The organism is Geodermatophilus sp. SYSU D00525 (assembly GCF_054050475.1).
In genome coordinates this window covers 53,312-65,100 of the sequence record NZ_JBJGZK010000005.1, presented here as the reverse complement: position 1 = coordinate 65,100, position 11,789 = coordinate 53,312, and the positions used below count along the sequence as shown (strand labels likewise).

9 protein-coding genes are annotated in these 11,789 nt (G+C 77.4%); 8 read left to right on the top strand and 1 reads right to left on the bottom strand.

The features are described 5' to 3' along the window. Positions 1 to 170: 170 nt before the first annotated feature. Positions 171 to 1,916 carry a serine/threonine protein kinase gene (locus ACI796_RS06320; RefSeq protein ID WP_456940385.1) on the top strand — a complete coding sequence of 582 codons (1,746 nt, stop codon included), beginning with the start codon at positions 171 to 173 and terminating at the stop codon, positions 1,914 to 1,916. 20 nt (positions 1,917 to 1,936) lie between these two features. Further along, entirely contained in the window at positions 1,937 to 3,532 is a 1,596-nt protein-coding gene (locus ACI796_RS06315) for a protein kinase domain-containing protein (protein ID WP_456940384.1), read from the top strand. A gap of 15 nt (positions 3,533 to 3,547) precedes the next feature. On the opposite strand, the gene ACI796_RS06310 is transcribed toward ACI796_RS06315, so the two are convergent. Beyond that, a complete protein-coding gene (locus ACI796_RS06310) occupies positions 3,548 to 4,357 on the bottom strand; it encodes a hypothetical protein (protein ID WP_456940383.1) in 810 nt (269 codons plus the stop codon). 167 nt (positions 4,358 to 4,524) lie between these two features. On the opposite strand from ACI796_RS06310, the gene ACI796_RS06305 reads away from it, so the two are divergent. The 6 genes from ACI796_RS06305 to ACI796_RS06280 all read left to right on the top strand — a co-directional run bounded on the left by ACI796_RS06305 (position 4,525) and on the right by ACI796_RS06280 (position 11,786). Next, entirely contained in the window at positions 4,525 to 5,808 is a 1,284-nt protein-coding gene (locus tag ACI796_RS06305) for a competence/damage-inducible protein A (RefSeq protein WP_456940382.1), read from the top strand. A gap of 55 nt (positions 5,809 to 5,863) precedes the next feature. Next, on the top strand, positions 5,864 to 6,283 hold the full coding sequence (locus ACI796_RS06300) for an SRPBCC family protein (RefSeq protein WP_456940381.1): 420 nt from the start codon (positions 5,864 to 5,866) through the stop codon (positions 6,281 to 6,283). Positions 6,284 to 6,730: 447 nt separating this feature from the next. Then, positions 6,731 to 8,359: an acyl-CoA dehydrogenase family protein gene (locus ACI796_RS06295; RefSeq protein ID WP_456940380.1), complete on the top strand. Its 1,629-nt coding sequence runs from the start codon at positions 6,731 to 6,733 to the stop codon at positions 8,357 to 8,359. A 123-nt stretch (positions 8,360 to 8,482) separates the two neighbouring features. Continuing rightward, positions 8,483 to 10,582, top strand: a complete 2,100-nt coding sequence (locus ACI796_RS06290) for a putative bifunctional diguanylate cyclase/phosphodiesterase (protein ID WP_456940379.1) — start codon at positions 8,483 to 8,485, stop codon at positions 10,580 to 10,582. Positions 10,583 to 10,816: 234 nt separating this feature from the next. Then, entirely contained in the window at positions 10,817 to 11,506 is a 690-nt protein-coding gene (locus ACI796_RS06285; RefSeq protein ID WP_456940378.1) for an NYN domain-containing protein, read from the top strand. 43 nt (positions 11,507 to 11,549) lie between these two features. Then, positions 11,550 to 11,786 (top strand): hypothetical protein, encoded by a 237-nt coding sequence (locus ACI796_RS06280; RefSeq protein ID WP_456940377.1) that lies wholly within the window; start codon positions 11,550 to 11,552, stop codon positions 11,784 to 11,786. Positions 11,787 to 11,789: the final 3 nt, after the last annotated feature.

Genomic DNA, 11,789 nt, shown 5'->3' with positions numbered 1-11,789 from the left:
GGTGTCGCCGTGTCGATGCCGAGCCGTGACGCACGGGACTCCCCGGACGGGTGGGACTGCTGGGAGGATGTGTGGTCTCGGAAGGACCGGGCACCTCCTCCGACGAGGACCGGTGCGCCGGGGTGGACGGCGTCGGCAGCAGGGCCGGCAGGGATGGGAGAGGTCCCGTGGTGGAACCGGGTCGCCGGATGCTCGGCGACCGCTACGAACTCTCGCAGCTCATCGCCGCCGGGGGCATGGGCCAGGTGTGGCGCGGCACCGACGTGCTGCTGCACCGCCCGGTCGCGGTCAAGGTCCTGCGCAGCGAGTACACCGGCGACCCGACCTTCCTCGCCCGCTTCCGCGCCGAGGCCCAGCACGCCGCCGCGCTGAACCACCCGAACATCGCCGCGGTCTACGACTACGGCGAGACCACGGCCCGGGACGTGGCCGGGGACACCGGCGAGACGCTCGCCTACCTGGTCATGGAGCTGGTCGAGGGCCAGCCGCTGTCGGCGCTGCTGCGCCGCGAGGGCCGGCTGGACACCTCCACCACCCTGTCGGTGCTCGGGCAGACCGCCGCCGCGCTGTCCGAGGCCCACCGCGCCGGGCTGGTGCACCGCGACGTCAAGCCCGGCAACATCCTCGTCCGCGCCGACGGCAGCGTGAAGATCACCGACTTCGGCATCGCCTGGTCGGCCGGCAGCGTCCCGCTCACCCAGACCGGCCAGGTCATCGGCACGCCGCAGTACCTGTCGCCGGAGCAGGCCGAGGGGCACCTGGCGACCCCGGCCAGCGACGTCTACGCCCTCGGTCTGGTCGGCTACGAGTGCCTCACCGGGCACCCCGCCTTCGACGGCGACAACGCGGTCACCATCGCGCTCAAGCAGCTGCGCTCGGACCCCGAACCGCTGCCCGACACCCTGCCCCGCGACGTCCGCACCCTCATCCGCCGCGCCCTGGCCAAGGACCCGGCCGCCCGCATGCCCGACGGCGCGGCGTTCGTCGCGGCGGTCGAGGACGCCCGCGCCGGACGGCTGCCGGCCCTCGACCCGGTCCCGGCCGCAGCGCCGGCCGCAGGGGCGGTCGCCGCCGCCCCGGCCCCCGCCGCGGTCGCCGCCGACGCCGGCCCGCCCACCCAGGCCGCGCCCGGCCCGGCCGGGGCGCTCCCCGGCCCGCACGGGGCCCGGCGCAACAGCCCCCCGCCGCCGCCCCGCCGCCGGGCCGCGGCGGTCCTGGTGCCGCTGCTGGCGCTGCTGCTCGGTGCCGGGCTCGCCGGCGTCCTCTTCACCGCCCTCGTCGACCCCGGCTCCCCGACCGTCGTGGCCGCACAGACCCGTGAGAACGAGGACGGCGTCGTGCTCGAGGCCGGCGACTACGTGGGCCGGCCGATCGACGACGTCGCCACCCAGCTGTCCGCGCTGGGCCTGAGCGTGGAGCGGCGCGAGCAGGTCACCGGGTCCGCGGTCCCCGGCCGGGTGCTCGCCGTCTCGCCCGAGGGCGTGCGGCTCGAGCCCGGCGACGACGTCGTCGTCACCTTCGCCGTGGCGCCGACCGGCGGCCGCAGCCGCGGCTCCGGGTCGCCGGCGACGGGGCAGGCGGCGACGGGGCAGGCGGGCGACGGCGGTGTGTCGGCCGTGACCGGCGACAGCACGCCCGCCCCGGTGGTCGATCCGGTCCCGCCGGCGACGGACCCGGCCCCGGGGACGACGGTGCCGGAGCCGACCGACGCCGCGACGCCGACCCCCACCACCGCGCCGGGCTCGTCGACGACCGGCTCGTCGACGAGCGACGGGACCAGCACGACCAGCTCGTCGTCCACGGCCCCCACCGGCACGAGCACGAGCACCTCGACGTCACCCTCGCCGGTGACCAGCACCGCTGCCACGTCGAGCGCCACCGGCTCTGCTGCGGGACCATCTGCCGGTCCCACCTGATACGGAACCGAGGAGGTGCGATGGACGGGAGCCCCGTGCGTCGCGTCGTCGCCGGCCGCTACGAGCTGCTCGGCCTCCTCGCCACCGGCGGCATGGGACAGGTCTGGCGCGGCCGCGACGCCCTGCTGGACCGGCCGGTCGCGGTCAAGCTGCTGCGCAGCGAGTACGTCGAGGACGAGGACGTCCGCACCCGGTTCCGCACCGAGGCGCGCCTGGCCGGCCGGCTGCTGCACCGCAACATCGCCGCGCTGTACGACTACGGCGAGGTGGTGACCGGGGACGGCGAGGTCTGCGCCCACCTGGTCATGGAGCTCGTCGACGGCGAGCCGCTGTCGACGCTGCTCGCCCGCGAGAGGCGGCTGCCCGCGGAGCGGGTGCTGGACCTGGTCGGGCAGACCGCCGCCGCCCTGGCCGCCGCGCACGCCGCCGGTGTGGTGCACCGCGACGTCAAGCCGGGCAACGTGCTGGTCGGCGCCGACGGCGTCGTCCGGATCACCGACTTCGGCATCGCCTGGTCGGCGGGCAGCGCCCCGCTGACGCGCACCGGCCAGGTGGTCGGCACCGCCCACTACCTCTCGCCCGAGCAGGCGGCCGGCGGCAAGGCCGGGCCCGCCAGCGACGTCTACGCGCTCGGGATGGTCGCCTACGAGTGCCTGGCCGGGCGGCGCGCCTTCGACGGCGAGCACCCGGTGCAGATCGCCCTGCGGCAGATCCGCGACGAGCCCGACCCGCTGCCCTCGGACGTGCCGGCTCCGCTGCGGGAGCTGGTGGCGCGGATGCTCGCCAAGGACCCCGCCGGCCGGCTCGCCGACGGCGCGGCGGTGTGCCGGGCGGTGGAGACCCTGCGCGCCGGCCGCCCGCTCCCGCCGGCGCCACCCCCGGTGACCGCGCCGCTGCCTCCCGCCGTCCCCGCCCCGCCCGCGCCCGCCTCCACCCCCGCGCCGCGCCGCCGGGCCGGCCGGGTCCTGACCGGGCTGGCGACCCTCGCGGTCGGTGCCGCCCTCGGGGTCGGCGTGCTGGAGATGGCCGCGCCGGGGACCTCACCCGTGCCGGCGGCCGAGGCGGGGTCCCCGGCGGACGCGGGCACCGACGTGCGGCGGGCGGACCTGGTCGGCCGGTCCGCCGACGAGGTGGAGGAGCAGCTGGTCGCGGCCGGGCTGCGGGTGCGCCGGGTGGTGGTGGAGACCGCGGACGCGGCGCCGGGCGTCGTCACCGGGGTGACCCCGGTCGGGCGGCTGGAGCCGGGGGAGACGGTCGCGCTGACGGTGGCCGCGGCGGTGACGGCACCCTCGCCCCCGCCGTCGTCCCCACCCCCGTCCCCGTGGCCCTCCGTGCCGTCCTGGGCGGTGGACCGGGCCCCGGTCACGGAGGTGGCCGGGTCGCAGGCGCCCGCCGCGCCCGAGCCGGACCCCGTCCCGGTGCCGCTGCCGACGGTCGAGGACCCGGGGGACGACGGGGACGACGGTGGCCCCGGCAACGGCGCGGCGGACGACGACGCCGAGGCGGACGGGGACGCCGAGGCGGACGACGCCGCGGCCGACGGGAACGGGAACGGCGAGGAGAACGGGAACGCCGGCGGCAACGGGCGCGGCAACGGCCGGGGCCGCGTCCGCTGAACCGCCGGCGTCCGGTCAGCGACGGCGGCCGGGCACCAGCCAGGCGGCGAGGGCCACGGCCCCCAGCGCGGCGGTGAGCAGGAAGCCGCGGTCGGTGTCGGCGTGGGGGAGGACGACGAGCACCCAGAAGACCGCCAGCCCGGCGGCCCCGCCGAGGGCCAGCCGCTCGGCCGTGAGGGGGCGCAGCCGCAGCGCCGGCACCAGCCGCGACAGCGCGGCCACGCCGCCGAGCAGCGCGCAGACGGTGGCGAACGCCGCCCACGCCGGGACCTGGCCCCACAGCGGCGGCCCGTCCAGGCGCAGCGCGAGCCCGAGCTCGAGCAGCACGAGGCCGAGGCCGGCCAGGCCGGCGCCGACCAGCGCGGCCCGGTCGCGGGGCCGGCGCGGCGCTCGGGGGCGCGCCGGCTTCTCCGGCCGGGGGGCCGGGGCGTCCTGCGGGAGGGCGGCCGTCGGCGGCGGCACGGGCGGGGCGCCGAGCAGGGAGTCCAGCGGGCCGGTGGGCTGCGGCCCGGTCGACTGGTGGCCGGCCGGCTGGTGGTGGAGCGGCGCGTGGTGGGCGGGCTCGTGGTGCACCGGTGCGTGGTGCACCGGTGCGTGGTGCACCGGCTGGTGGTGGAGCGGCGCGTGGTGCGCCGGCTGGTGGTGCACGGGTTCCGGCGTCGCCGCGGGGTGGGGCGTGGTCACGGGGTACGCGGGCGCCGGCAGGACCGGCGGCGGCGCGGCGGGCGCGCCCGGGTGTCCGGCGAGACCCGCGGCCGTCGCGCCCTCCCCGGTGGTGGGGATCTGCTGGGTGCGCGGGCCGGCCGGCGGGGGCGAGGTGGTCACGGTGCTCTCTCCTCCTGGAACGCGGGCGACCGGTCCCGCACGGGGTGGGACCGGTCCTCCCCGCACGCTAGCGGCGGTCCGCCCCCGGCCCGGGGAGGTGCCCCGGCGGGTCCGGCGCTCCACCGGGAACCCGGCGGGGAGGACGACGTCCTCCTAGGGTCGGGCGGGTGGGTACGCGCGCGGGCATCGTCGTCACCGGGACCGAGGTCCTGACCGGCCGGGTCGCCGACCGCAACGGGCCGTGGCTCGCCGAGCAGCTGCGGCAGGCCGGCGTCGACGTGGGCTCGGTCCTCGTCGTGGGCGACCGGCCCGACGACGTGCGCGGCGCGCTGGCCTGGTTCGCCTCCTCCGGCGTCGGGCTCGTGGTCACCACCGGGGGCCTCGGGCCCACCGCCGACGACCTCACCGCCGCCGTCGTGGGGGAGGTGCAGGGCCGGCCGCTGGACGTCGACCCGGAGCTGGAGCAACGCGTCGGCGCCGTCGTGGAGCGGCTGATGGCGCGCCGCGGCTGGCGGTCGGACCCGGAGGCGACCGCGGCCGGCGTCCGCAAGCAGGCGATGGTGCCCGCCGGCGCCACGGTCCTGGAGCCGGTGGGGACGGCGCCGGGCCTCGTCGTCCCGCCCGCCGACGGCCGCGTCGGGCCGGTCGTCGTCGTCCTGCCCGGGCCGCCGTCGGAGCTGCAGGGGATGTGGCCGGCGGCGCTGGCGGCCGCGCCGGTGCGGGAGGTGATGGCCGGGGCGGGGGAACTGCGCCAGGAGACGATCCGGCTCTGGGGGACGCTGGAGGCGCAGCTGGCCGCCACCCTGCGGGAGCACGAGCACGAGCTCGGCGGGCTGGAGGTCACCACCTGCCTGCGCGAGGGCGAGCTGGAGATCGTCACGCGCTTCGCGCCCGAGGCGCAGCCGGCCTACGACCGGCTGGCCGCCGTGCTGACCGAGACGTTCGCCGCGACGGTGTTCTCGACCGGGCCCACCCTCGACGAGCTGGTGGCCGGCGCGCTCGCCGACCGGGGACTGACGATCGCCACCGCCGAGTCCTGCACCGGTGGCCTGCTGGTGGCCCGGCTCATCGAGCGGGCCGGGTCCTCGGCGTACGTGCTCGGCGGGATCACCTCGTACGCGAACTCGGCCAAGGAACGGCTGGTCGGGGTGCCGGGGGAGGTGCTGGCCGAGTACGGCGCGGTGAGCCCGCAGGTGGCGCTGGCGCTGGCCGAGGGGGCGCGGGCGCGGTTCGGCGCCGACGTCGGCGTCGGGGTCACCGGCGTCGCCGGGCCCGGCGGCGGGACGCCGGACAAGCCCGTGGGCACCGTGCACCTGTGCGCCGTCGGGCCGATGGGTCAGCAGGCGCGGTCGGTGCGGCTGCCCGGCTCGCGGACGGCGGTGCGCGAGCGCTCCGTCGTCCTGGCGATGCACATGCTGCGGCAGCTGCTGCTCGGCGGCCCGCCGGCGTGAGGGCGCCGCCGTCCGCGGTGCGTGGCGCGGGCCCGCCGCGGGCAGGGAGGGCGGCATGACGACCGTGACCCTGCACGCCACCGGCCCGGTGCCGCCCGCGGAGGCGTGGGAGCGCTACGCCCGGCCCGCGCGGTGGCCGCAGTGGGCACCGCAGATCACCGGCGTCGAGGTGCCGGGGCCCCGGCTGGCCGCCGGGCTGAGCGGGCGCGTGCGCGGGCCGGTGGGGGTGACGCTGCCGTTCGTCGTCGAGTCGGTGGACGAGGCGGCGCGGCAGTGGGCGTGGACGGTGAGCGCCGGCCCGGTGCGGCTGCACCTGCTGCACTGGGTCGCCGACGGTCCCGACGGCGGCAGCACCACCGGCCTGCGGATCACCGGCCCGGCGCCGGTCGTGGTCGGCTACGCGCCGCTGGCGCAGCTCGCGATCGGCCGGCTGGTCCGCCCGCTCGACCGGGAGGTCGTCGAACAGTCCCTCTGACCTGCGGGAACTGTCGTACCCCGGCCGTGGCGTGCGGGGTGTGCAGGAGGTCGCGGAGCACCGGTCGCCGGTCGAGCAGGCGTTGCTCGACGCGGTGATCGAGCTGCCCGCGCCGTTCACGGCCACGGCGGGGTGACCGACTGCGCCAGCCTGTGCTGCCTGTGCCGCAGCCACCGCGTGAAGACCTTCGCCCGCGGCTGGCGGTTCCCCATGAACCCCGACGGGACCCTGACCGTCACCGCGCCGTCGGGGATCACCAGGACCACCCGACCCCTGGGCCTGCAACCACCCCCGGCCGAGTCGGACCCACCACCGGCCGGCACCGGACCGCCGCCACCGGCCGGCCCGGCTGACGACCCGCCGCCCTCCTGACCGCCGCCGTTCCACGTGGAACGGCGGGCGGGAGGGGTGTGACCGCGGTGACAGTTCCGTCGTACGGTGCGCGGCGTGGGTGCGACGCACGAGGTCCTGAACCAGGCCCCGCCGCTGGTCGGGTACGACCCGGTCGCCGGGGACGCGGCGCTGCGGGAGGCCTGTCTCCGGCACGCCGACGAGGCGACGCTCGCCTCGCTGGCGGAGCTCGGTGCGCTGGCCGGCAGCGAGCAGGCCCGCGAGTGGGGCCGGCTGGCCGACGAGAACCGCCCGGTGCTGCGCACCCACGACCGGTACGGCCACCGGGTCGACGAGGTGGAGTTCCACCCGGCCTGGCACGAGCTCATGCGGACGGCGGTCGAGCACGGGCTGGCCGGCGCGCCGTGGGCCGCGGCCGACGCCGGCTACCGGCACGCCCACGTGCGCCGCGCCGTCGGCTACCTCGGCTGGACGCAGGTCGAGGCCGGTCACGGCTGCCCGGTGACCATGACCTACGCCGCCGTGCCGGCGCTGCGGGCGGCACCCGACCTCGCCGCGCGCTACGAGCCCGGCCTCACCGCGACCGGCTACCGCTCCGGCCTGACCGACCCCCTCGCCAAGCCGGGCCTGGTCGCGGGCATGGGCATGACCGAGAAGCAGGGCGGCTCCGACGTCCGGGCCAACACGACGCGCGCGGTCGAGAACGCCGACGGGAGCCACGCGCTCACCGGGCACAAGTGGTTCACCAGCGCGCCGATGAGCGACCTGTTCCTGGTGCTGGCCCAGCTCGACGAGGGCGTCTCCTGCTTCCTCGTCCCGCGGGTGCTCCCGGACGGCAGCCGCAACGTCTTCCGCCTGCAGCGCCTCAAGGACAAGCTCGGCGACCGCGCCAACGCCTCCAGCGAGGTCGAGTTCGACGGCACCACCGGCTGGCTCGTCGGCGCCCCCGGCCGCGGCGTCCCGACGATCATCGAGATGGTCAACACCACCCGGCTGGACTGCGTGATCGGCTCGGCCGCGACGGTGCGGGCGGCGCTCACCCAGGCGATCCACCACGCCCGGCACCGCTCCGCCTTCGGCGCGCTGCTGGCCGACCAGCCGCTCATGCAGAACGTGCTGGCCGATCTCGCCGTCGAGAGCGAGGCCGCCACCGCGCTCGCGATCCGGCTGGCCGCCGCGGTCGACGCCGGCGAGACGGCGTTCCTGCGGCTGGCCGGTGCCGCCGCCAAGTTCCTCGTCTGCAAGCGGGCGCCGGCCGTCGTCGGCGAGGCGCTCGAGGTGCTCGGCGGCAACGGCTACGTCGAGGAGTCGGGCATGCCGCGGCTCTACCGGCAGGCGCCGCTCAACAGCATCTGGGAGGGCTCCGGCAACGTCATCGCGCTCGACGTGCTGCGCGCTCTCGGCCGCAGCAGCGAGTCGCTGGCCGCCGTCACCGACGAGATCGAGCTCGCCCGCGGCGCCGACGCCCGCTTCGACGACGCCGTCAAGCGCCTGGCCGCCGAGCTCGGCGACCCGGACGCGCTGCCCCTGCGGGCCCGCCGCGTGGCCGGCCTGCTCGCGCAGTGCCTGCAGGGCTCGTTGCTGCTGCGGTACGCCCCGCCCGAGGTCGCCGACGCGTTCTGCGCCACCCGCCTCGGCGGGGACTGGGGGTCGGTGCTGGGCACGCTGCCGTCCGCGGTGCCCGCCGCGCGCCTCGTGGAACGGTCGGCCGTTGGCCCTGCCTGACGGTGCGCCGCTCCACTACCCTCGGACAGGCGTCGCACACGGACCGACTTCCCATCCCGTCCCGGTCCGGTACCGGTGACCCGCGCGACGGGTCCCGGCGTGCGGCAGGGGGAGAGAGAACGCGTGCACCCATCCGACCGTGCGGGCGCGGCGGCACCGCCGAACCTGCTGGCCAGCGTCCCCGACGCGGTCTGCCACCTCGACCGGGAGTGGCGCTTCACCTGGCTCAACGCCGCCCTGGAGGACCTGCTCGGGCGGTCGGCGGACACCCTGCTCGGGCAGACGGTCCTCGACTGCATCCCCGACCTCCGCGACACCGAGTTCGTGGCCGAGCTCGCCGGTGCCCTCGACGACGGCCACCCCCGCGTCTTCGAGTACCTGCACAAGCCGCGCGACCGCTGGTTCGAGGTCCGCGCCTCCGGCGACAGCACCGGCCTGGTCGTGTTCATCCGCGACGTCGACTCGCGGCACCGCGCGCACGCCGCCCAGGCGCACGCCCTCCGGCAGACCACCGCCGTCCTCGACGCCTACCCCAACCCGACCGTGCTGGTCGACCGCGCCGGCCGGGTCCGCTCCGTCAACCGCAGCTGGGCGGATGCCGCCGGCCTGGTGCGCGCGGGGGGCTGGGAGCCCGCCGGGGTGGGCGACGACTACCTCGCGCGGATCGGTCAGGGCCTGAGCCCGGACGACCTGGCCCGCATCGCCGGCGGGCTCGCCGAGCTGCGGGCCGCGCCGTCCGGGGGACCGACGCGCACCTTCTCCTGCGAGTACTCCATCGAGTCCGCCAGCGGCCCCACCTGGTGGCGCATGCAGGCGGCGCGGGTGGAGGAGGACGGCCAGCTCGTCGCCACCCACATCGACATCACCGAGCGGGTCCGCGACCAGGAGCGGCTGGCCTGGCAGGCCACCCACGACGACCTCACCGGGCTGGCCAACCGCGCGCGGCTGCTCGAGCTCGTCGGCGAGGCGCTCGCGGACGACCGCAGCCGCACCGCGGTGCTCTTCCTCGACATCGACGGCTTCAAGACCATCAACGACTCGCTCGGCTCCGAGGTCGGCGACGAGCTGCTGCGCCAGGTCGGCGCCCGGCTGGTCGCCCAGATCCGTCCCGGCGACGCCGTCGGCCGGCTGGGCGGCGACCAGTTCGTCGTCCTGGCCCGCTCCTGCGACACCCCGGAGGCGGCGTCGCTGGCGTTCCGGCTGCAGCGCTCCTTCGCCCGCCCGTTCGTCGCCCTGGGGGTGTCGGTACCGGTCTCGGCGAGCATCGGGGTCGCCGTCGCCCAGCCCGGGCTGCGGCACGCCCACCAGCTGCTCAGCGACGCCGACGCCGCGAGCTACGCGGCGAAGGCCGCCGGCCGCGACCGCGTCCACCTGTTCTCCCCGGGCCTGCGCGACGCCGCCCGCTGGCGGATGGACGTCGCCACCCGGCTGCGCGACGGCGCGCTGGACCAGTTCGTCGTCCACTACCAGCCCGTGGTGCGGCTGGACACCGGCGAGGTCGAGGGCGTCGAGGCGCTGCTGCGCTGGCAGCACCCCGAGCGCGGCCTGCTCTCGCCCGACGCCTTCCTCTCCGTGGCCGAGGAGACCGGCCAGCTCATCCCGATCACGCGGTGGCTGCTGCACGAGACCACCCGCCAGGCCGCCGAGTGGGCCGAGCAGGGCCTGTCGCTGCGGATGGCGGTCAACATCAGCGCCCGGCACTTCTCCGCCGAGACGCTGGTCCGCGACGTCCGGACGGCGCTGCACGAGTCGGGCCTGGCGCCCGAGCAGCTGATGCTCGAGCTGACCGAGACCTCCGTCGCCGAGGACCCCACCCGCGCCGAGGACCAGCTCGCCGTCCTGCGCGGCTTCGGCGTGCGGGTGGCGATCGACGACTTCGGCACCGGCTGGTCCTCGCTGGCCCAGCTCATGGCGCTGCCCATCGGGACGCTGAAGATCGACCGCTCGCTGATCAACGCCGCCGAGCGGCTGGCCTCCGGCGGCACCGGCGCGGTGCTCGGGGCGATCGTCGAGCTCGCGCACACCCTGGGCATCCGGTCGGTGGCCGAGGGCGTGGAGACCGCCGAGCACCTGCGGATGGTCCGCGAGGCCGGCTGCGACTCCGCGCAGGGCTACCTGCTGGCCCACCCCATGAGCGCCGAGGACGTCGCGCGCTGGGCGGACCGGGTGCGGGCCGGCGGCGGCGACTCCTGCGCGCTGGCCCTCGCCGGCCGGCTGCGCTGAGGGGGCTGCCCTGAGCGGACGGCGGGGAGTGGACCGGCGGTGACGGGTCCCGTCCGCCGGCGCGCCGTCCGCCGGGCGACCGCACCGGCCGGCCCGCCACCCGTCGTCGCACCGCCCGCCGTCGCACCGCCCGTCGTCGCACCGCCCGCCGTCCCGCCCGTCGTCGTCCCCCCGCTGCCGGACACCCCGGACGGCCCCGGCACGGGTGCGGGGGCGACCGGGCAGACTGCCCCCGTGACCGCGACCAGCGAAGAGACGCCCCTCGCCGAGCCCCGCGCCGACGGCGGCCGGGGGCGGCCCGCGCTGGACCTGCTCATCTGGGACGCGCCGAACATCGACATGACCCTGTCGACGGTCATCGGCGCCCGCCCCACCGCCGCGTCCCGGCCGCGCTTCGACGCGATCGCCGCCTGGTTCGTCGAGGGCGCCGGCGACGCCGCCGCCCCGGACGCGCCCGAGGTCGAGGCCTGCGTCTTCGCCAACATCCCGCCGGTCGTCGGCTCGCTGCAGCGCTGGGTGGAGGCGCTGCGCGGCTTCGGCTACGCCGTCTTCGCCCGGCCCAAGAGCCAGCCCGACGACGACATCGACCAGGCGATGCTCGACCACATCGAGGTCCGCGCGCACAGCCACCGGCTGCGGCGGCTGGTCGTGTTCTCCGGCGACGGGCGCAACTTCGCCGAGCCGCTCGAGGAGCTCGCGCGCACCGGCACCCAGGTCGTCGTCGTGGCCTTCAGCGAGGTCGCGGGCTACGCCATCGGCTCGAACCTGCTGGAGTTCATCGACATCGAGGACGTCCCGGGCGCCTTCGCCGCGCCGCTGGACCGCGTCCGGCTCGACGCGCTGCCGCCGGACGGCGCGTGGCTGCGGCCCACCCGCAGCCTGCGGGACTTCGTCTCGAACTGGACCGCCCGCCGCGGCAGCTGACGCGCGCCGTGTCCCCCGGCCCCGTCCAGGGAAGGGAGGGGCCATGGCGGTCTGCGAGGTCTGCGGCAACGACTACGACATGAGCTTCGAGGTGGTGGCCCAGGGGGCCCGGCACACCTTCGACAGCTTCGAGTGCGCCATCCACCGCATGGCGCCGATCTGCGAGCACTGCGGCGTCAAGGTGGTGGGCCACGGCGTCGTCGTGGAGGGGCACTTCTACTGCTGCGCGCACTGCGCCCGCGCCGAGCACGACGGCGCGGCGGTGGCCGACTCGGCCTGAGCC